Source organism: Pseudomonas sp. PS01300 (assembly GCF_029960155.1).
In the GTDB taxonomy this organism is placed as follows: Bacteria; Pseudomonadota; Gammaproteobacteria; order Pseudomonadales; family Pseudomonadaceae; genus Aquipseudomonas; species Aquipseudomonas palmensis.
Genome location: NZ_JASCPN010000001.1, coordinates 18,111 through 38,524 on the forward strand (window position 1 = coordinate 18,111; position 20,414 = coordinate 38,524).

23 protein-coding genes are annotated in these 20,414 nt (G+C 63.1%); 7 read left to right on the forward strand and 16 right to left on the reverse strand.

The features are described from left to right. Window positions 1-150: 150 nt before the first annotated feature. From QMX96_RS00050 to QMX96_RS00055, 3 genes are all read right to left on the reverse strand, one after another. A complete protein-coding gene (locus QMX96_RS00050; protein ID WP_282360323.1) occupies window positions 151-291 on the reverse strand; it encodes a hypothetical protein in 141 nt (46 codons plus the stop codon). A gap of 21 nt (window positions 292-312) precedes the next feature. After that, window positions 313-438, reverse strand: coding sequence for a PA1414 family protein (locus QMX96_RS26925; protein ID WP_286900691.1), 126 nt, complete (start codon window positions 436-438; stop codon window positions 313-315). A 111-nt stretch (window positions 439-549) separates the two neighbouring features. Then, entirely contained in the window at window positions 550-1,449 is a 900-nt protein-coding gene (locus QMX96_RS00055) for a LysR family transcriptional regulator (RefSeq protein ID WP_282360325.1), read from the reverse strand. 104 nt (window positions 1,450-1,553) lie between these two features. Between QMX96_RS00055 and QMX96_RS00060 the strand changes: the two genes are divergently transcribed. Then, window positions 1,554-2,729, forward strand: coding sequence for an MFS transporter (locus QMX96_RS00060; RefSeq protein ID WP_282360326.1), 1,176 nt, complete (start codon window positions 1,554-1,556; stop codon window positions 2,727-2,729). On the opposite strand, the gene QMX96_RS00065 is transcribed toward QMX96_RS00060, so the two are convergent. Continuing rightward, window positions 2,677-3,606 carry a DMT family transporter gene (locus QMX96_RS00065; protein ID WP_043864141.1) on the reverse strand — a complete coding sequence of 310 codons (930 nt, stop codon included), beginning with the start codon at window positions 3,604-3,606 and terminating at the stop codon, window positions 2,677-2,679. The two genes, QMX96_RS00060 and QMX96_RS00065, sit on opposite strands and share 53 nt — an antisense overlap. A gap of 98 nt (window positions 3,607-3,704) precedes the next feature. Then, window positions 3,705-4,100 carry a hypothetical protein gene (locus QMX96_RS00070; protein WP_043864142.1) on the reverse strand — a complete coding sequence of 132 codons (396 nt, stop codon included), beginning with the start codon at window positions 4,098-4,100 and terminating at the stop codon, window positions 3,705-3,707. 128 nt (window positions 4,101-4,228) lie between these two features. Between QMX96_RS00070 and QMX96_RS00075 the strand changes: the two genes are divergently transcribed. Continuing rightward, entirely contained in the window at window positions 4,229-4,498 is a 270-nt protein-coding gene (locus QMX96_RS00075; protein ID WP_282360327.1) for a hypothetical protein, read from the forward strand. 74 nt (window positions 4,499-4,572) lie between these two features. Here the strand turns inward: QMX96_RS00075 and QMX96_RS00080 are convergent, their stop codons facing one another. Further along, on the reverse strand, window positions 4,573-5,901 hold the full coding sequence (locus tag QMX96_RS00080; RefSeq protein WP_043864144.1) for a DEAD/DEAH box helicase: 1,329 nt from the start codon (window positions 5,899-5,901) through the stop codon (window positions 4,573-4,575). Between the two features lie 142 nt (window positions 5,902-6,043). Here QMX96_RS00080 and QMX96_RS00085 point away from each other — a divergent pair, with 142 nt between their 5' ends. Then, a complete protein-coding gene (locus QMX96_RS00085) occupies window positions 6,044-7,345 on the forward strand; it encodes a mechanosensitive ion channel family protein (protein ID WP_043864145.1) in 1,302 nt (433 codons plus the stop codon). Here QMX96_RS00085 and QMX96_RS00090 read toward each other — a convergent pair. The 5 genes from QMX96_RS00090 to QMX96_RS00110 form a co-directional block, all read right to left on the reverse strand. Next, complete coding sequence (locus tag QMX96_RS00090) at window positions 7,286-8,164, reverse strand: carboxylate/amino acid/amine transporter (protein WP_043864146.1); 879 nt, start codon at window positions 8,162-8,164, stop codon at window positions 7,286-7,288. The two genes, QMX96_RS00085 and QMX96_RS00090, sit on opposite strands and share 60 nt — an antisense overlap. Window positions 8,165-8,257: 93 nt before the next feature. Then, entirely contained in the window at window positions 8,258-9,196 is a 939-nt protein-coding gene (locus QMX96_RS00095; protein WP_282360330.1) for a hypothetical protein, read from the reverse strand. 45 nt (window positions 9,197-9,241) lie between these two features. Continuing rightward, window positions 9,242-10,063, reverse strand: a complete 822-nt coding sequence (locus tag QMX96_RS00100; RefSeq protein ID WP_282360331.1) for a hypothetical protein — start codon at window positions 10,061-10,063, stop codon at window positions 9,242-9,244. A 249-nt stretch (window positions 10,064-10,312) separates the two neighbouring features. Next, window positions 10,313-10,912, reverse strand: coding sequence for an FMN-dependent NADH-azoreductase (locus QMX96_RS00105; RefSeq protein WP_054914940.1), 600 nt, complete (start codon window positions 10,910-10,912; stop codon window positions 10,313-10,315). Window positions 10,913-11,019: 107 nt separating this feature from the next. Further along, entirely contained in the window at window positions 11,020-11,334 is a 315-nt protein-coding gene (locus QMX96_RS00110) for a hypothetical protein (RefSeq protein ID WP_043864149.1), read from the reverse strand. Between the two features lie 50 nt (window positions 11,335-11,384). Here QMX96_RS00110 and QMX96_RS00115 point away from each other — a divergent pair, with 50 nt between their 5' ends. From QMX96_RS00115 to QMX96_RS00130, 4 genes are all read left to right on the forward strand, one after another. Further along, a complete protein-coding gene (locus QMX96_RS00115; RefSeq protein ID WP_043864150.1) occupies window positions 11,385-12,308 on the forward strand; it encodes a LysR family transcriptional regulator in 924 nt (307 codons plus the stop codon). 12 nt (window positions 12,309-12,320) lie between these two features. After that, on the forward strand, window positions 12,321-13,136 hold the full coding sequence (locus QMX96_RS00120) for an alpha/beta hydrolase (protein ID WP_043864151.1): 816 nt from the start codon (window positions 12,321-12,323) through the stop codon (window positions 13,134-13,136). Continuing rightward, window positions 13,130-13,687: a peptidylprolyl isomerase gene (locus QMX96_RS00125; protein ID WP_043864152.1), complete on the forward strand. Its 558-nt coding sequence runs from the start codon at window positions 13,130-13,132 to the stop codon at window positions 13,685-13,687. The genes QMX96_RS00120 and QMX96_RS00125 overlap by 7 nt, the downstream gene beginning before the upstream one ends. A 68-nt stretch (window positions 13,688-13,755) precedes the next feature. Next, on the forward strand, window positions 13,756-15,585 hold the full coding sequence (locus QMX96_RS00130) for an ABC transporter ATP-binding protein (protein ID WP_058541540.1): 1,830 nt from the start codon (window positions 13,756-13,758) through the stop codon (window positions 15,583-15,585). 77 nt (window positions 15,586-15,662) lie between these two features. Here the strand turns inward: QMX96_RS00130 and QMX96_RS00135 are convergent, their stop codons facing one another. The 5 genes from QMX96_RS00135 to QMX96_RS00155 form a co-directional block, all read right to left on the reverse strand. Next, a complete protein-coding gene (locus QMX96_RS00135) occupies window positions 15,663-16,787 on the reverse strand; it encodes a GNAT family N-acetyltransferase (protein WP_088514506.1) in 1,125 nt (374 codons plus the stop codon). Window positions 16,788-16,881: 94 nt separating this feature from the next. After that, a complete protein-coding gene (locus QMX96_RS00140; protein ID WP_043864155.1) occupies window positions 16,882-18,195 on the reverse strand; it encodes a porin in 1,314 nt (437 codons plus the stop codon). Between the two features lie 206 nt (window positions 18,196-18,401). Continuing rightward, window positions 18,402-18,635: a zf-HC2 domain-containing protein gene (locus QMX96_RS00145; protein WP_058541538.1), complete on the reverse strand. Its 234-nt coding sequence runs from the start codon at window positions 18,633-18,635 to the stop codon at window positions 18,402-18,404. Beyond that, entirely contained in the window at window positions 18,629-19,237 is a 609-nt protein-coding gene (locus tag QMX96_RS00150) for a sigma-70 family RNA polymerase sigma factor (RefSeq protein WP_043864157.1), read from the reverse strand. Before QMX96_RS00150 ends, QMX96_RS00145 begins: the two co-directional genes overlap by 7 nt. 12 nt (window positions 19,238-19,249) lie before the next feature. Then, the gene (locus QMX96_RS00155; protein WP_043864158.1) at window positions 19,250-20,371 is read right to left on the reverse strand and encodes a beta-ketoacyl-ACP synthase III; all 1,122 of its coding nucleotides are present in this window, start codon (window positions 20,369-20,371) and stop codon (window positions 19,250-19,252) included. Window positions 20,372-20,414: the final 43 nt, after the last annotated feature.

The following is a 20,414-nucleotide window of genomic DNA, read 5'->3' on the forward strand; positions in this document are numbered from 1 at the left end:
CTACGCTTCGCTACAGGTCCCCTCATTCCACCCACGCTCCGTGGGGCCACGCCGAACGGGCATCCCTGCCCATCGGCGCTTTACGGGCCATCCATGGCCCTCCACCCCACTACGCGCAGGTTCCATTCGGCCTCCTGGGGGACGGGAAGATCAAAAGCCAAAGCCAAAGCCAAAGCCAAAGCCAAAGCCAAAGCCAAAGCCAAAGCCAAAGCCAAAGCCAAAGCCTTTCAGGGATTTTGTGGGAATGGGGACGGCTGAAAAATCGCAAAAGAATACCGACGCATTGCGCAATGCGTCGGTTTCAGCAGCACGCTAGCGCCGAGGTTGGCGTTTGCGTTGCTCCTCATCGGTAGGGATCGGTACAGGCTGCATGGGTGGCGGGACAAGCCCCAGTGCCACAGCCAGGTCGTGGAGCCAGTTGAACAGATCGTTTCTCATAACTCCCCCTCACGGGTCATCTGCGCGCGAAGTACGGCGGCGGCGCTACAAACTCATCATAGCCCCATGTGCAGCATCACGCCCGGGTAAAAACTTCTCTATTGATTTCAGTCAGGCACGCAGGGCCACCTCGGCATCATCGCTCACCTGCCCCTTCACCGCTTCCTGCACCGCTATCCAGGCACTCAGGTTGGCCCCGCACATGCCCTTGCGCCACATCAGCCAGGTGGTGGTCTGGTCGAACGGCGACTGCAACGGGTGCACCGTGACCCGTTCACGGCCCGGCAGGCTTTCAAGCATCGAGGTCGCCATCAACGCCACACCCGCCCCGGCGATCACGCAGGCCAGCATGCTGGGATACGATTCGATTTCCATCACCCGCCCCATCGCCGCACGATCATGGGCGTACCAGGCCTCCAGCCGCATGCGGTACGAGCATCCCTGGCGAAACGTGAACACCGCACGCCCAGCCACATCCCGGGCACTGCGCACCGGCGGGTGGTCGGCCTCGGTGAGCAGCACCAGGGTCTCCTCGCACAAGGGCACCCCATCGAGCCCGGCCAGGGCCAGCGGTCCATCCACCAGCGCCGCGTCGAGACGCCCGCTGAGCAGCCCTTCGAGCAATTCGCCGCTGGGGGCGGTCTGCACCTGCAGGTTCACCGCCGGGTAAGCTCGGTGATAGCGCGCCAGCAGCTCAGGCAGATGAATGGCCGCTGAACTGTACATGCTGCCCAGCACGAAATTCCCCGCCGGCTCGCCCCCCTGAACCGCCGCAAAGGCTTCGTCATGCAACGCCAGCATGCGTGCGCTGTAGTCCAGCAGCACCTTGCCAGCCGGCGACAGCTGCAGGCGCTGGCGCTCGCGCCGAAACAGCTCCACACCCAGTTGCTCTTCCAGCTGGCGCAGGCGCGTGGACAGGTTGGAGGGCACGCGGTGCAGGCGCTCGGCCGCGCGGGTGATCGACCCCTCTTCGGCGACCGCCTGAAAGATGCGCAGTTGACTCAGCTCCACGGCAATTCTCCAAAGCAGAACAAGTTCCTCATCATTATTCAATTTTTATGAAAGTCAACCCGCAGTAGCCTGACGGTCAACGCTCATCGCACAGGAACCCGACCATGTCCTCGATAATGCGCCTGCTGGCCAGCTTCGTTGCCCTGATGATGGCCATGGGCATCGGCCGATTCGCCCTCACCCCGCAACTGCCGCACCTGATCAGCGAAGGCCAGATCAGCCTGACCGCCGCCGGGCTGGTAGCCGCCGCCAATTACCTGGGCTACCTGCTCGGCGCCCTCGACGCGATGTTCGCGCACCGCCCCGCCCAGGTGCGCAGGCGCCTGCTGGCCGGGTTGTGGCTGTGTGTGCTGCTGACCCTGGCCTCGTTCTGGGCCCACGGGTTCTGGCCGCATATGGCGCTGCGCCTGGGCACCGGCATCGCCAGTGCGTGGGTGGTGGTGACGCTCACCGGCATGACCCAGCACCTGGCCGCTCAAAGCCGGCAACCGCGCCTTGGCGCACTGGTGTTCGCCGGCCCTGGCATGGGTATCCTGCTCACGGGGATGCTGGCACTGGGCGCCAATCTGCAGGGGCTGGGTTCGGCACCGCTGTGGCTGATCTACGCCGCCGTGGCGCTGCTGATGCTGCTGGTGATCCAGCCCGCGCTGCCACACCCGCAACCAGTTCCCGCGCACAAGGCCACCGCGCAGGGTGCGACACCCGGCATCGGGCGGCTGGGGCTGATCTATGCACTGTACGGGGTGGGATACATCATTCCGGCCACTTTCATGTCACAGATGGCCAGCGCACGTTTTCACGGCCAGTGGCTGGCCGACCTGTTCTGGCCGGCCTTCGGCCTGGCTGCCGCCATGGGTGTGGTGCTGGTCAGCCTGCGCCGCCCGCACCACGGCAGCACGGCGCGCTGGCTGATGGCAACGTTGTGGCTGCAGGCCGCTGGGGTACTGGCCTGCCTGCTGGGCAGCGGCGCCGGCCTGGCGCTGGGTGTACTGCTGTGCGGCACGCCGTTTCTGGCCTGCATGCAGTTGGTGATGCAGCGCTCGCGCGAACTGGCCCCCCACGCCACCCACCGCAATGCCGGCCTGCTGACCACCTGCTTCGCCCTCGGCCAGCTAAGCGGCCCGCTGCTGGCGGCGTTGAGCAATCAGTTCAGCGCCAGCCTGCAACCGGCGCTGGTAGTGGCCGCCAGCGGCCTGATCATCGCCGGGGCCCTGCTGTTGCGCCCGGCTACTGGCCGAGCAGGCGCCGCAGACGCCTGCGTACCCACTGCTCGGCACTGACCAGGGTAATGCCCAGCAACACGCAGACGGCGCCCAGGATGAAGTTCAGGCTCAACGGCTCGCCCAGCAGCAACACGCCGAACGTCACCCCGAACAACGGGGTGATGAACGAGAACACCGCCAGGTTGGACGCCAGGTAGCGACGCAGCAGCCAGAACCAGGTCAGGTAGCTGAAGAACGACACCACCACCGCCTGGAACAGCACGCTGCTGATCGATGTGGCGGTCAGCGTCACATGGCCGACCTGCCCGGTCAGTACCGCGATCAGCAGCAGGCCGACGAAGCCGACCATCAGTTGGTAGAACAGGGTCAGGGTAGCCGGTGCCTCCGACAGGCGCGAAGCCCGCACCACGACGGTGGTCGCGCCCCAGGCCATGCCGGCCATCACGCCCATCGCATCGCCCAGCAGCATGCGCCCATCGAGGTTGTCCAGCGACAGTCCGCCGGCAAAGGCCACGGCAATACCGGCGAACGCCAGCAGGATGCCGAGCCACTGCAGCGGGCGAAGGCGCTCGCTGGGCAGCATGAAGTGCAGCCCCAGCGCAGTGAACACCGGCGCGGTGTAGAGGAACACCGACATGTGCGCCGCGGACGTCAGTTGCAGCCCTTCGGCTATCAGCAGAAACTCCAGGCCGAACAGCGAACCGGCCAGCAAACCGCCCTTCCAGGTAGTGCCCAGCTGTTCCCAGCCACCCCGCCAGCACATCAGCAACGCGACCATCAGTGCCGAGATGCCCGAGCGCGCGGCGGCCTGCATCACCGGTGCGATGTCCGGCGCGGCCCACTTGATCATGACCTGCTGGATGCCCCAGATCAGGCACAGGCCCAGCATGACCTGCAGAGCGAAGGTGTCGGTATTCTTACGAAGGGCGCTCAAGGGCGACCCCCATTATCGCGGCACGGCATGGCAGGCTCTCGGCAATAGTGGATCCAGCGCCGATTATCAGGGCCTGCTGCCAGCGATTACCAGCCCGATCAGGCGATTTGTGCCTTTGACGCCACTTCGTCGAAGGTCGCCTCATCCAGTGCATCAGCCTGCTCGTTCAACACCTGGCGCGGATGATCATTGCCCGGGATTGCGCTGTCGATAAGGCTGAGCAGGCGCGAGCCTCGTTGGGTAAGGACGAAGTTCTCGCCATTGCCCCCTTCCTCTTCAGGGCGCGTCTCGATAAAGCCGCGCTCGAACAGCAGCTTCTCGTATTCGCAGGCCTTGGTCTTCAGATGATCAAGCTCCGGCACTGCATCGCCTTTGGCAGCCAGGCCGGCAGCATGCTGCTCGGCATACGGGCGCGGGGTAAAGCTGTGGCCGGCGCCGTTCTGCACTTCGTGCAGCAGGCGCTCCATCAGGTCCCAGTCATAGGTAGTGCTCATCGGTCCAACCTCCAGCAAGGGGATGTAAGGGTGTGACAGGCGCGCGCGGCAGCGGTTCGACTGAACTTTCCGGCCGGCACAGCCCTCCACCGAACACCTTCGCCCGTAATGGAACACGAGGTCCGACCATGAAAACGCTGATGAGCATCACCGCTGCCGCTGCCCTTCTATTTGCCGTGCCCACCTTGGCCTGCACGCTGGAAGAGGCCACGCAGAAGCGCGAGGAGCTGGCCAAGGAGGTCAGCAAACTGACGGAGCAGAACCCGCAGAAGGCCAAGGAGATCAATGAAGAATTACAGGGGATGAAGCTGGGAACCGAGAGCAAGGACCTGCCGGACAAATGCCAGCTGATCGACAAGCGCATGCAGGAACTGAAGGCGGCAGAGAAGAAAGTCTGAATCGAGGATGACGCGTTCGCTGGCAAGACAGCTCCTGTAGGAGCCGGCCTTGCCGGCGAATAGGCCCTGCAACCTTACTCGGCAGCCGGTGCCGGCTTGCGCTTCTTCAGCGGTGCCATGCCGTCCTGGCTCACCAGGGAGGGAGCATTGGGCTTGGGCTTGGCGGTCGGCTTGCGTTTGGCCACCACCTTCTTGTCGGTCTTCTTGTCGGTCTTTTTCTTCTTGACCCCGGCGGCCTTGCCCGACGCCTTGACCTTCTTCGGCCCGGTATAGGTGCCTTTGACTTCCTTGATGGTGCGGCGCTCGAAGCTCTGCTTGAGGTAGCGCTCGATGCTCGACATCAGGTTCCAATCACCATGGCAGATCAGCGACACTGCCAGACCTTCGTTGCCGGCGCGCCCGGTACGACCGATACGGTGTACATATTCGTCGCCGCTGCGCGGCATGTCGAAGTTGATCACCAGGTCCAGGCCGTCCACGTCCAGGCCACGGGCCGCGACGTCGGTCGCCACCAGCACTTTGGCGCCGCCCTGCTTGAGGCGCTCGATGGCCAGCTTGCGGTCCTTCTGGTCCTTGTCGCCGTGCAGCACGAATGCCTTGATGTCCTTGGCCACCAGGTGACCGTAGATACGGTCGGCCATCACCCGGGTATTGGTGAAGATGATTGCCTTCTGGTAGGTCTCGTTGGCCAGCAGCCACTGCACGATCTGTTCTTTGTGCTGGTTGTGGTCGGCGGTGATGATCTGCTGGCGGGTGCCGTCGTTGAGCTGGCTGACGGTGTTGAGCATCAGGTGCTCGGGGTCTTTGAGTACCTTGCCGATCATGTCGCGCAGGCCGGCACCGCCAGTGGTAGCCGAGAACAGCAGGGTCTGCTCGCGGTTCGCGCACTCGTTGCACAGACGCTCGACGTCTTCGGAAAAGCCCATGTCGAGCATGCGGTCGGCTTCGTCCAGCACCACCGCCTGCACATGTTCAAGGTGCAGGTTGCCGGCATTGAGGTGTTCGAGCATGCGCCCCGGGGTGCCGACCAGGATGTCCGGCACCTTGCGCAGCATGGCGGCCTGTTCCTTGAAGTCTTCACCACCGGTGATCATGCCGGCCTTGATGTAGGTGAACTGGGCGAAACGCTCGATTTCCTTGAGGGTCTGCTGGGCCAGCTCGCGGGTCGGCAGCAGCACCAGGGCACGGATCTCGACACGGCTCTGCTTCAGGTCCACCAGGCGGTTGAGCACGGGCAGCATGAAGGCGGCGGTCTTGCCGCTACCGGTTTTCGCCGTCACCCGCAGGTCACGCCCTTGCAGCGCCAGGGGGATGGCCGCCGCCTGCACAGGCGTGGGCTCGACAAAGTTCAGTGCGGCCACGGCTTTGAGCAGGCGTTCGTGCAGGGCGAATTGGGAAAACACGGGTGTACCTCGGGCAAGTGCAGAAATTCAGCCATATAGGGTAACGTTTTCCGGCGCTCACGCCGAATTTCTTTTGGCATTGTCACGACTTTCCGCGTTCTAATTGCACTTCCACTCTTTTTGCGGACACCTTTACTAAGGCATGGATATTCAATTGTTCTGGCAAAACGCCCTGGATCTGTGGGGCACCCTCGATCAGCACCCGCTGCTGCACGCCGGCCTGGGCCTGGCGGTACTGCTGCTGGCCGCCCTGGTACTGGGGCGTGTAGCACGCTTCATGATCCTGCACGCCGTCCGGCTGCTGAGCCGCCAGCCGGCCCTGCACTGGCTCAACGACCTTCTGCACAACAAGGTATTCCAGCGCCTGGCGCAGATGGTGCCCTCGCTGGTGGTGCAGTTCGGCCTCAAGCTGGTGCCGGAGCTCAGCGCCACCAGCCAGCATTTTCTGGGCAACGTGGCGCTGGCGTTCACCATCCTGTTCCTGGTGCTGGCCATCAGTGCACTGCTCGATGCCCTGCTCGATATCTATGCCCGCACCGAACATGCGCGTACCCGTTCGATCAAGGGCTATGTGCAACTGGCCAAGATGGTGCTGTTCGTGTTCGGCGCGATCATCATCGTCGCCACCCTGATCGACCGCTCGCCGTTGTTGCTGCTGTCGGGCCTGGGTGCGATGTCGGCGGTGATCCTGCTGGTGTACAAGGACACCCTGCTGTCGTTCGTGGCCAGCGTGCAACTGACCAGCAACGACATGCTGCGCGTCGGCGACTGGATCGAGATGCCCCAGGTGGGCGCCGACGGCGACGTGGTGGACATCACCCTGCACACGGTCAAGGTGCAGAACTTCGACAAGACCATTGTCTCGATCCCCACCTGGCGCTTGATGTCCGAATCGTTCAAGAACTGGCGTGGCATGCAGCAGGCCGGCGGTCGGCGCATCAAGCGCAGCCTGTTCATCGATGCTGGCGGCGTGCGCTTTCTGACCGATGAAGAAGAGCAACGCCTGGGCAAGGTGCGCCTGCTCACCGACTACATGACCCGCAAGCGCAGCGAACTGCAGGCCTGGAACGAAGCCCAGGGCCCTGTGGCAGCACTGTCGGCCAACCGCCGGCGCATGACCAACATCGGCACCTTCCGCGCCTATGCCCTGGCGTACCTGAAAAGCCACCCGGACATCCAGCCGAACATGACCTGCATGGTGCGTCAGATGCAGACCACCGCCCAGGGCGTGCCCCTGGAAATCTACTGCTTCACCCGCACTACCGCCTGGGCCGATTATGAACGTATCCAGGGCGATATCTTCGACTACCTGCTGGCCGTGATGCCCGAGTTCGGTCTGGGCCTGTACCAGCAACCCAGCGGCAGCGACCTGCGCGCCGGGCTGCTACCGGCCGGTGCCGTTCGCGAGCAACGGGCGTTGAGCACCGAGTCGGCTGAGCCATAGCGAGGCCAGTATCACCGCACCACCGATGAACAGCCGGCCCAGCGGCTCGTGCTGGTTCCAGATCAGCAGGTTGAGCAACAGCCCGACCGGCACATGCAGGTTGTTCATCACCGCCAGGGTGCCGCCTGAAACCAGGCAGGCGCCCTTGTTCCACCAGTACAGCCCCAGCGCCGTCGGGCACAATCCCAGAAACAGCAGCACCAGCCACTGCACGTCGGTGCTGGGCAGATGCTGCGCGTTGCCGAACAGCAGGAAGGCCGGCAGCACCACCAGCAGGGCGCCCAGGTAGAAGTAGCCGAAGCGTCGGTAGTGCGGCAGGTCACTGGGGTAACGGGCAACCAGGTGCTTGTACAGCACCTGACCGGCGGCATAGGTGAAGTTGGCCAGTTGCAGCAGCACAAAGCCCATGAAGAAGTCCGGGCTGATGCGGTCGAAGCGAATCACCGCTGCGCCCCCCACCGCCACCAGTGCGGCCACCAGTGCCCACGGGTTGAAGCGCCGGTTCAGGGCATCCTCGATCAGGGTCACGTGCAAGGGTGTAAGAATGGTGAACAGCAGCACTTCGGGCACGCTCAGCACACGAAAGCTCAAATACAGGCACACATAGGTGATGCCGAACTGCAACGCGCCGATCAGCAGCATGGCCCGCATGAAGCGCGGCTCGACCTTGCGCCAGCGGGTCAACGGCAAAAACACCAGGCCGGCCAGCAGTACCCGCGCCAGCACCGCGAAGTAGCTGTCGACATGCCCGGCCAGGTATTCGCCGATCAGGCTGAAGGAAAACGCCTGGATCAGCGCGACGATCAATAAGTAGCCCATGTATGCCCCCTGATATGCAGACGGCGACCTTAGCGGTTGACCAACGGGCCGGCAACCGCTTTTGAAAGGCCTGCACTCAAGGTGCCAGCAGGCTCAACGGATCTGATCGGCCGTGATGAACTGGAAGCGTGCGGGGGTGGCGCCAGAGGGCAAGGTCACCGCGATGATCGGCACCAGGATGCCCGTCTGGCTGAAGAAGTCCCGCTGATCCGCCTGCGCCCCCGCCCTTCCGCTCGCGCTCCCGCCAATATAGAAGAAGGCTTCCATCGGCAATTGCCGACCGATGTTCTGCGGCCACAGGGCCATGCGCACTTCGTTCTGGATGCCACCAAGGTTGGCGCCGGGCAGGTTTCTGGCACGCAGGCTCTGATAGAACGCGATGGCGCCTTCTTTGTTGAGTTCATCGCGAACATTGAAGCCGCACTGGCGTGCATTGATCCGGTTGGCGTTGTAATGCGCCAGCCATTGTTCGGCTGTACCGATGCCCTGCGCCCTGCACTCGCGACTCACCGTGGGGTAACCGACATTCTGCCCGCACCCCTGCGATTCTCGCCTGTTGGAATCGGCGTCCACAGGAAACGAGCACAACACACGGGGCTTGTATTGATTGTTGGCGTACAAGATAGGCACGAAGATGAAGCCGTTAGTGTACCCATAGGCCAACCGACTGAACGCAGAGTCGGCGCGCAGGTAGGAGAACGACACGCCCGAGGCGGTGGGGTTCGGGTTCCACGAATGAAACGCCGGGCTGTTCTGCGTAGCGCGCATGAGGATGCCGCTGCACAGAAAGGCCGGCGCGCTGGAGGCGTTACAGTTCTGCCGGGTGTCGCGGTAACGTTCCTGCAGGTGGCGTGCAACCGTGGCTCCGGAAACAGCCGCCGTACCTGCACGGGACTGCAACGCAGCGGCCTGGACCGTTGGCGGCACCGAGCTTGCCTGCGCAACCTCGTCATTGGCAGGCTGCACCGGCGCCCGGTTGGCGCAGGCTGTCATCAGGCTGATCAACAGCAACAGTGTGAACGTGTTCAACATGGTGCCTCCCTGCGCTCGCGCCGGCTTTGAACCCTTGCTTGCGGGTCACGCCTTGCTTGGCGGGCGTTTCGCAGGTTTTCCAGGCACTTTCGCAGGCGCCTCTGACGCCTTCGCAGGTTTTTTCACCGGCACTTTCGCAGGGACCTCAGGCGCCTCCTCAGATGCCGGGGGCACCTCCAGGCTCGGGATATAAAGCAGCCTGGAAAATTGGTAGTCCGAGCCCGTAACCGCTTCAAGCGCATAATTGAGCCACACTGGCTGGCCTCTGTTCTGCTGAAACCAGCTCAGTGGAATTTCAAACTTGGCAGAACCACCCTCCATGGATTTCCACCCCAGGTCCTCATGCCCTGTCATGGTGAAACCTCTTAGACGAACCTTGTGTGAGGGGTGCCATTTGGTATAGGTAACCGTGGCCACGCGAGAACCGCGCGCAAGTTTTGGCGGGTCCAATGGACCTAAACTTTGGACTTCCACCGTATAGTAACGACTCTGCGAAACCACCCATGCTCCGCCATTCCTGCTCAGCGCGAAATTTACCTGTGCCGTTTGACCGGAACTGCTGTACATCAGCGCTTTTGGACAAGAAGAGTACAGCGCTTGCGGCGGGTTTTTGATGACCTGCACGGGCAAATCGAAGATGATACCGGAAGGTTCGACAATTCTTACCCTGACCCTGTCACCGGCGTACATACCGGGTGATATGAGCGTCCTGACTGACAAAAAATCCGTATTGCTGCCGCAGTTGTAGATCCCCCTTATCAGGAAATACCTTCTCGACGGGTCTTGGGGGTAACCGGGATGTTCAATCGAACAGTCGATCGTCGGGGCATCCCAGGCATATAGCTTGGACTCAATTTTAGCAGGCATAGGTACGCATCCTTATATCCGCGAGGCAAGTTACAAACTTTCACGGCGGAAAGTCTGTCCGTCACCTGTATATAAACAGATAGGCATTCAAGCGCGCACCTGACAAAACTGTCAGTTTTCTATAAACAATCAACCTGGCAATGACAAGTTTTATAACCACCCACAAAAAAGCCCGGTCAAACCAGTGTCTGACCGGGCAGGTACACCCAAAGGAGCAAAGGTGTCAGGCGGGGGGAAAATCGGTACGGCTCAAGCTACCGCAGCCAGCAGCGCCTTGGCCTGGTTCAGGCCTTTTTCGTGGAAGTCGCCGCCCATGTTCAGGCCCTCGGCGTGAATGAACGTCACCTCGTGAATGCCGATGAAGGCCATCACCTGGCGCAGGTAGGGCTCCTGATGGTCGCTACCGGCCCCGGCGTGGATACCGCCGCGGGCCGTCAGCACATAGGCGCGCTTGCCGGTCAGCAAGCCCTGCGGGCCGGTGGGGGTGTATTTGAAGGTGACGCCGGCACGCAGCACATGGTCGAGCCAGGCCTTCAGCGTACTGGGGATGGTGAAGTTGTACATCGGCGCCGCCAGCACCAGTACATCGGCGGCCAGCACTTCGTCGGTCAGTTCGTTGGAACGTGCCAGTGCCTGCACTTCTTCGGCGCTGCGCTGGGCTTCGGGCTTCATCCAGCCACCCAGCAGATGGCTGTCCAGGTGGGGTACCGGGTTCAATGCCAGGTCGCGCACGCTGATCTGGTCGGCCGGGTTGGCCGCCTGCCACTGGCTGATGAAATCACGGGTCAGCTGACGAGACACGGAGTCCTGCAGGCGGGCGCTGCTTTCGATGATCAGTACGCGGGACATGGGTTGCCTCCATCGGCAAGTTCGCTAAGTCGATGGAGGCAAGATTAGAGATTGACCTATCGATAAAAAAGCGTAAAAACTGGGTTAAACCTATCAGTTAACCTGTTTTATTGCGGTTTGCAGTCCAGCGCGATGCGCAGCTTGAGGATTTCGCGGTTGAATTTGGCCGTCACGTCGACGCTCTTTTTCGCCGGTACCTGTATGCGCCGTACCCTGGGGGCCTCCGGGCCGTTGCGGAAGGTGACCTTGCACGTCGCTGCCACATCGCCGTAGTTGTTCAGGCTGATCGAGCCGATGTCACGGTCGGTGTCGTAGGTGGTGTAGTCAAGCTTCACCCCGTCGGTGTTCTTGGTCACGTCGATGGGGTAGGCCAGGGCCGTCAGCGGCAGCAGGGCCAGCAGTGCAACACAGATTTTCTTCATAACGGCGCTCTCCATGAAAGTGCGCCAGCTTAGGACAACAGGAGCCGAAGATGAAAGCGCCGCGCGTTACCCTGGATCAGTGGCGGACTCTGCAGGCGGTGGTCGACCACGGCGGTTTTGCCCAGGCCGCCGAAGCCCTGCACCGCTCCCAATCGTCGGTGAGCTATACCGTGGCCCGCATGCAGGACCAGCTCGGCGTGCCGTTGCTGCGCATCGACGGGCGCAAGGCGGTGCTCACCGATGCCGGCAGCGTGCTGCTGCGCCGCTCGCGCCAGTTGGTCAAGCAGGCCAGCCAACTCGAAGACCTCGCCCATCACATGGAGCAGGGTTGGGAAGCCGAGGTGCGCCTGGTGGTCGATGCCGCCTACCCCAATGCCCGACTGGTACGTGCCCTGAGTGCGTTCATGCCGCAAAGTCGCGGCTGCCGGGTGCGCCTGCGCGAGGAGGTGCTGTCAGGGGTCGAGGAAGTGCTGCACGAAGGGGTGGCGGACCTTGCCATCAGCGGCTTCAGCATCCCCGGCTACCTGGGCACCGAATTGAGCGCGGTGGAGTTCGTGGCCGTTGCACACCCCGAGCACAGCCTGCACCGCCTGGGCCGCGAGCTCAGTTTCCAGGACCTGGAGAGCCAGTTGCAGGTGGTGATCCGCGACTCTGGCCGGGCACAACCGCGGGATGTGGGCTGGCTGGGCGCCGAACAGCGCTGGACGGTCGGCAGCCTGGCCACCGCCGCCACCTTCGTCAGCAGCGGCCTGGGCTTTGCCTGGCTGCCACGCCACCTGATCGAGCGCGAACTGCGCGAAGGCGTGCTCAAGCCACTGCCGCTGGACCAGGGTGGCAGCCGTCACCCGCTGTTCTACCTTTACTCGAACAAGGACAAACCCCTGGGCCCGGCCACGCAGATCCTCATCGAGTTGCTGCGCAACTTCGACACTGCGCCGCTGGACGTGCCCTTCGCCGCCCCCGCCCAAGCCTGACAGGTAACGCCCATGGCCTATTTCGAACATGAAGGTTGCACCCTGCATTACGAGGAATATGGCCAGGGCGAGCCCCTGGTACTGCTGCACGGCCTGGGCTCGAGCTGCCAGGACTGGGAATACCAGGTACCGGAGCTGGCCCGTCAGTACCGCGTGATCCTGCTCGATGTGCGCGGCCACGGGCGCTCCGACAAGCCTCGCGAGCGCTACAGCATCGCCGGCTTCAGCGCCGACCTGCTGGCCCTGCTGGAGCACCTGAACACCGGCCCGGTGCACCTGGCTGGCCTGTCGATGGGCGGCATGATCGGCTTCCAGTTTGCCGTCGACCATCCCCACCGGTTGCGCAGCCTGTGCATCGTCAACAGCGCACCCGAGGTCAAGCTGCGCAGCCGCGACGATTACTGGCAATGGTTCAAGCGCTGGAGCCTGGCCCGCCTGCTGAGCCTGGAGACCATCGGCAAAGGCCTGGCCGCACGCCTGTTTCCCAAGCCGGAGCAGGCCGAGTTGCGACGCAAGATGGCCGAGCGCTGGGCGCGCAACGACAAGCGTGCGTACCTGGCCAGCTTCGATGCCATCGTCGGCTGGGGGGTACAGGAACGCCTGGGCCAGATCCGCTGTCCTACGCTGGTCATCAGCGCCGACCACGATTACACCCCGATACAGCTCAAGCAGCGCTACGTCGCGCTTATTCCTCAAGCACGACTGGCGGTCATCGAAGATTCACGGCACGCTACACCGCTGGATCAACCCCGGCTGTTCAACCAGACCCTGCTGCAGTTTCTGGCAACGGCTTCAACCACTTCTCAAGGATCATTGAGTTCATGCTGAAAAAACTTCTGCTTGGCGCCTGCTCGGTCGTCTTCGCCACCAGCCTGATGGCTGCCGAAAAAGCCCCGCACGTACTGCTCGACACCAGCTTCGGCCAGATCGAAGTGGAACTGGACCCGGTCAAGGCGCCCATCTCGACCAAGAACTTCCTCGAGTATGTCGACAGCGGCTTCTACACCAACACCATCTTCCACCGCGTGATCCCGGGCTTCATGGTCCAGGGCGGCGGCTTCACCGCGCAGATGCAACAGAAGTCGACCAAGGACCCGATCCGCAACGAGGCCAGCAACGGCCTGCACAACACCCGCGGCACCCTGTCGATGGCCCGCACATCCAACCCGAACTCGGCCACCAGCCAGTTCTTCATCAACGTGGCCGACAACGCCTTCCTCGATCCGGGCCGCGATGCCGGCTACGCCGTGTTCGCCAAGGTGGTCAAGGGTATGGACGTGGTCGACCAGATCGTCAACTCGCCGACCACGCGCAAGAACGGCATGGCCGATGTACCGGTCGATCCCGTGCTGATCAAGTCCGCCAAACGCATTGACTGAGCCCGTGTTCACAGGGACGTGAACCACGACCGGCCCGGTCGAGTCAGACAGGAGTTAGAGTTTTGAGGTTGTATCGCTATTTCGAAAAGCTGATCGACATCTTTCGCGAAGCACCGACCGCATCGCCGCCGGGCAAGGTCCTGCCGTTCTATTTCTACTACCTGCGCCAGGTGTGGCCCAGCTTTGCCGCACTGCTGGTGGTGGGGCTGGTGGCTTCGCTCATCGAAGTGGCGCTGTTCAGTTACCTGAGCCGCATCATCGACCTGGCCCAGGGCGCGCCAAACCCCGATTTCTTCAGCGATCACGCCAGCGAGCTGATCTGGATGGTGGTGGTCACGCTGCTGCTGCGCCCGCTGTTCTTCGGCCTGCACGACCTGCTGGTGCACCAGACCATCAGCCCGGGCATGACCAGCATGATCCGCTGGCAGAACCACACCCATGTGCTCAAGCAGAGCCTCAATTTCTTCCAGAGCGATTTTGCCGGCCGCATCGCCCAGCGCATCATGCAGACCGGCAACTCGTTGCGCGATTCGGCCGTGCAGGCGGTGGACGCCCTGTGGCACGTGCTGATCTACGCGATCAGCTCGCTGGTACTGTTCGCCGAGGCCGACTGGCGCCTGATGCTGCCCCTGACCGTCTGGATCTTCGCCTACATCGGCGCACTGTGCTATTTCGTGCCCAGGGTCAAGGAGCGCTCGGTGGTGTCATCGGATGCGCGCTCCAAGCTGATGGGCCGCATTGTCGATGGCTACACCAACATCGCCACCCTCAAGCTGTTCGCCCACACCGACTTCGAGCGCCAGTACGCCCGCGAAGCGATTCGCGAGCAGACCGAAAAGACCCAGCTGGCCTCGCGGGTAATCACCAGCATGGATGTGGTCATCACCAGCCTCAACGGGCTGCTGATCGTCACCACCACCGGCCTGGCGCTGTGGCTGTGGAGCCAGTCACTGATCACCGTGGGCGCCATCGCCCTGGCCACCGGCCTGGTGATCCGCATCGTCAACATGTCGGGCTGGATCATGTGGGTGGTCAACGGCATCTTCGAGAACATCGGCATGGTGCAGGATGGCCTCAAGACCATCGCCCAGCCGGTCACCGTCACCGATCCGCCAGATGCTCCGGCGCTCAAGGTCGATCGCGGCGCGGTGCGCTTCGACAACGTCGACTTTCATTACGGTCAGGGCAGCCGGATCATCAGCAACCTGACCCTGGACATTCGCCCCGGCGAGAAGATCGGCCTGATCGGCCCCTCGGGCGCCGGCAAGTCCACCCTGGTCAACCTGCTGCTGCGCCTGTACGACCTGGAAAGTGGCCGTATCCTGATCGACGGCCAGGACATCGCCCAGGTGAGCCAGGCCAGCCTGCGTGCACAGATCGGCATGATCACCCAGGACACCTCGCTGCTGCACCGCTCGATTCGCGACAACCTGCTGTATGGCCGGCCGGATGCGACAGAAGAGGAGTTGTGGGAGGCGGTGCGCCGGGCGCGGGCCGATGAGTTCATCCCTCAGCTGTCCGATGCCCAGGGGCGCACCGGCTTCGATGCGCATGTGGGCGAGCGTGGCGTGAAACTGTCCGGCGGCCAGCGCCAGCGCATCGCGATTGCGCGGGTGCTGCTCAAGAATGCGCCGATCCTGATCATGGACGAAGCCACTTCGGCGCTGGATTCGGAAGTGGAGGCAGCCATCCAGGAGAGCCTGGAGACCCTGATGCAGGGCAAGACGGTGATCGCCATTGCTCACCGCCTGTCGACCATCGCGCGGATGGACCGGCTGGTGGTGCTGGAGCAGGGGCGGATTGCCGAGATGGGCACCCATGCCGAACTGCTGGCGCACCAGGGGCTGTACGCACGGTTGTGGCATCACCAGACGGGTGGGTTTGTCGGGGTCGATTGAACACCGCGGCGACGGTATCGCGGGTCAAGCCCGCTCCCACAGGGATTTCACTGCGCCTGCGGGTGCGGGCTCGGCCCTCAGACTTGCCTGAAGGGCAGCGCCGTACGCGCCTCCTCGGCATACCCCAGCACCCCCACCCGCTCCTGCGCCAGAAAGTCCTGCACGGCCGCTTTCAACCCCGGATGCAGCAGGTAATGCCAGGACCGCGTGATCACCGGTTCGAACCCGCGAATCAGCTTGTGCTCGCCCTGCGCCCCGGCATCGAAACGCTGCAACCCTTCGGCAATGGCAACGTCCATGCCCTGATAGAAGCACGTCTCGAAATGCAACCGGTCGAACTCCGCCAGGCAGCCCCAATAGCGCCCATACAGGCTGTCACCACCCACCAGGCTGAACGCCATCGCCACCGCCCGCCCGCCCTGATGCGCCATCACCACGCGGATCGACGCGGGCATGCGTTCGGCCAGCAGGCTGAAAAACGCCCGGGTAAGGTACGGGGCACGGCGGCGCACGGCGTAGGTGTTGGCATAGCATGCGTACACGAAATCCCACTGCGCCTCACTCAGCTCATGGCCGTGGTACCACTGAAACTCGATACCCTGCCCCGCCACCTGCTCGCGTTCCTTGCGCATCTGCTTGCGCTTGCGCGAACTGAGGCTGTCGAGAAAATCCTGGAAGTCCCGATAACCCTGGTTGCGCCAGTGAAACTGACACCCCAGGCGCTCCATCCAGCCCGCACGCCCACGCAATACTTCGTCGCTGGCCGGGTCGGTGAAGTTCACGTGCAGGCCCGACAGCCCCTGTTCGAGCAAAGCATCGCTGACGCCGTCGATCAGCTCACCCGCCGCCTGCGCGTCACCCAGCAGGCGCGCGCCGCTGACCGGTGAAAACGGCACCGCGCACAGCAGCTTGGGGTAGTAGTCGATACCGGCGCGGTCGCAGGCGTCGGCCCAGCCGTGATCGAACACGTACTCGCCGAACGAATGGGTCTTCACGTAGGCCGGCATGGCCGCCCGTACCTGGCCCTGAGTGTCGGTCAGGACCTGGTGGGCCGGCGCCCAACCGGTGCGCGGGGTGACGCTGGCGCTGTCTTCCAGGCTGCGCAGGAAGGCATGGCGCAGGAACGGCTGGGCATCCGGCACCAGGGCATCCCAGGTGGCGGCGTCGATATCGGCAAGGTGCGGCAGAATTGAGATGGGCATGCGCGCAGTCTGCCCCCTCGTGCGAGCAAATAAAAGCCCCGCAGGTGCGGGGCGAAGATCTAACGGATGAAGGAGTGCGTTGCAGGGGTAACGCTTAGAACACGTACTGCGCGCGCATCACGAAACCGTCGCCGCTGTCGTCGCCGGCAGCGTTCTGCGCGTTGTCGGTCTTGGCCTTGACGTACACGCCGCTGAGCTTGATCGACTCGTTGGCGTACCAGTTCACCCCCAGGTTGTGCACCTTGGCTTCCACGTCACCGATGTCGGCAAATGCGCCGTTGTTGTCGTCGACGCTCAGGTGGTCGTAGCGGTAGAACACTTCCCACGCACCAATCTGCTTGTTGGAAGGCTTGATGCTGTCGAACTTGCCGAGTTTGTAGCCACGCGCTTCACCGGTGATGGTGTAGGCCACCTGGCCGTAGTAACCCTTGGCCTTGATGTCGGAGAAGGCCGAGTCGTCTGCCTGAACATCACGCTTGATGTACTCGCCCTGCACCGAGAACGGGCCCAGCGCGTAGGCGGCTTCCAGGCCCCAGGCCTTGTCGGTGTCGTAGGCACCGGCCGGGGTGGTGGCGTTGCCGCCCAGCACCAGGCGGTTGCCGTTGTTGCCGGCGTCCTGGCCACCGTCGGTGCTCACCCCACGCATGCCCAGGCGGCTGCGGATACGGCCGTCGAACGCGGTGTCGGAAAGGTCGCGCTGGGCGTAGTTCAGGCCAACGTGCAGTACGTTGCCGGCCTCGTGCATCGGTGCGAACACACCGCGCAGGTTGAACTGCTTGGAGCTGTCGCCGTCCTTGTCCTGGTTGGTGGCGTCCTTGGCGAACAGGCCGGCCGAACCGTACAGCGAGTCACCGGCGTTACCCGATGCCTGGATACCGAAGCCGCCGTTGTGCGAGTTGGTCCAGTCCACCAGGTCGTAGGCAGCGGTTCGCTCCTGGGCAGTCACCCACTTGGAGCTGGTGGCTTTTTCCAGGCCGAACTCGGGATCGAAGCGACCGACCTTGATCGACACCGGCTTGAAGCCGTTGTAGGCCAGCGACGCTTCGTCGAAGTAACCGTCTTCGGAACGGTTGTCGCCACCGGAGTTATGCGAGAAGTCGTAGGCGATCTGGTAGGCCCAGTCGGTGTACATCACACCGCCCAGTTCCAGGTAGGCACGGCGGAAGTAGCCCGCATCGGCGGTATCGCCGTTCTTGGTGTAGAAACCGTCGAAGCGGCTGTAGTCGGCCTGGACCCGGCCACCCAGCTTGAAGCTGAATTCCTTGTCAGCGGTAGCGACCTCCAGGCCACCCTTGGTCTTGACTACGATATCGGCGCCGTCAGTAGTCACGGTGCCCGCGAAAGCCTGGGCGGTAACGGCCATTGCCAAGGCGCTGGCTGCGAAACCTGCGAAGTGCTTACGGATCATCGAAGGAACTCCCCTACGTTCATAACGTTTATGGTCTTGATTACGTTGAAAAAACACGCGGCTCAGGCCACTTGTGCTGGGGACGAATCTTGGCGGGGGGTTATTTCAGATCAGTGGCTGTTAGATAAATATTTAGTGACAGGGGAACTTTTTACTTCGAATGTGAATAAGACAATCAGCCCCGTTGCAGGGCTGATTGCGGGGTTTCAGCGCGTTGCCCGGCGCTCGGCGGCCAGCCGCGCCGCAAGGGCCTCGGCCCCCTCCACAGGCGCCGGCGGCAGCGCCTTGAGGGTTGCCTGGGCCAGGCGCAACTGCTTGATGAAGCGGCGACAATTGCGACAGAACAGCAGGTGCTGGCGCGTGATCATGCGCTCGCCCAGGGTCAGTTGCCCGTCCAGGTAATCACTGGAGCAGGCGACCAGTTGCTTGCAGGTCAGCATTGGCCGGTGTCCTCGAAATGTTCCAGGGTCGCGAAGACCTTGAGGCGTGCACGGTGCAGCAGCACACGCACATTGGAGAGCGACAGGTCGAGCAGATTACAGATCTCCACCAGTTCGAGGCCCTGGCGCTCACGCAACAACAGCACACTGCTCTGCAGTTGCGACAGGCTGAGCAGGGTGTGCTCCAGGCATTCGCGCAACTGCTCCTGGCTGAGCAGGGCCTCGGGGCTGTCTTCGTGCCAAGCCGAAGGCGCCAGCAGCCAGTGACCGTCGCTGGCGAAACGCGCGTCGTCGATGCTGCCATGGGGGGCCGGCAGGTCGTCGAGCAGCACCTCGCGGCGGTTTTGCCGGTAACGGGTCTTGGCCGTATTGGCGGTGATGGTCAGCAGCCAGGTCTTGAGGCTGGAGCGGCGCTGGAAGCCCGCCAGACCGCGTACCGCCGCCAGCCAGGCATCCTGCACCACCTCGTCGGCGCCACGTTCGCCGACGATGGCATAAGCCACCGCGCGCATGGCGCCCTGACAGGTCTGAACCAGTTCGGCGAACGCGCGCTGCTCTCCCGCCAGCAGGCGGTCGAGCAAGCGCTGTTCGTCAGCCGTCACTGGCGTGGGCGATCAACGTTTGCGCAGGATCACGCTGCCGATCGAGTAGCCGGCACCGAACGAACTGAGCACCCCGAGGGCACCCTTGGGCAGGTCGTCCTGATGCTTGTGCAGCGCGATCACCGAGCCGGCCGAACTGGTGTTGGCGTAGGTATCGAGAATCACCGGGGCCTCCTCGACCAGCGCGTCGCGGCCCAGCAGCTTCTTGACGATCAGGTGGTTCATGCTCAGGTTGGCCTGGTGCAGCCAGAAGCGCTTGACGTCACTGACGTTGAGGTTGTTTTCGCTCAGGTGCTGGCCGATCAGCTCGGCCACCATCGGGCACACCTCGCGGAACACCTTGCGGCCTTCCTGCACGAACAGCTTGTCCGGCGCACCGATACCCTCTTCCGCCGCGCGGTTGAGGAAGCCGAAGTTGTTGCGGATGTTGTTGGAGAACTGGGTCAGCAGCTTGGTGCTGACGATATCGAACTGGTGCGCCGAGGTAGCGAGGTCGGCACGTTCGACCAGCACCGCCGTGGCGGCGTCGCCGAAGATGAAGTGGCTGTCACGGTCACGGAAGTTCAGGTGGCCGGTGCAGATCTCGGGGCTGATCACCAGCACCGAACGGGCCTGACCCAGTTGCACGCTGTTGCAGGCGACCTGAATGCCGAAGGTCGCCGACGAACACGCCACGTTCATATCGAAACCGAAACCGGCGATGCCCAAAGCCTGCTGCACTTCGATGGCGATTGCCGGGTAAGGGCGCTGCAGGTTGGAGCAGGCGACGATGACCGCGTCGACATCGGCTGCGGTGCGCCCGGCACGCGCCAGGGCCTGCTCGGCGGCGGCCACGCCCATCTGGCAGAGGATCGACGGCTCGTCGTTGCTGCGCTCCGGCAGGCGCGGCTTCATGCGCTGCGGATCGAGGATGCCGGCCTTGTCCATCACGAAGCGGCTCTTGATGCCCGAGGCCTTCTCGATGAACGCAGCGCTCGACTCGGCCAGTGCCTGCACTTCGCCCCGTTCGATGGCAGCGGCATTGTCGGCGTTGAACTGCTGCACATAGGTGTTGAAAGACTCGACCAGCTCTTCGTTGGAAATGCTGTTGGCCGGGGTGTACAGGCCGGTGCCGCTGATGACGACGTTATGCACGGTCGTTCCTCTGTTCGGGGCCGCTGCCTGCCGGGCAACGGCC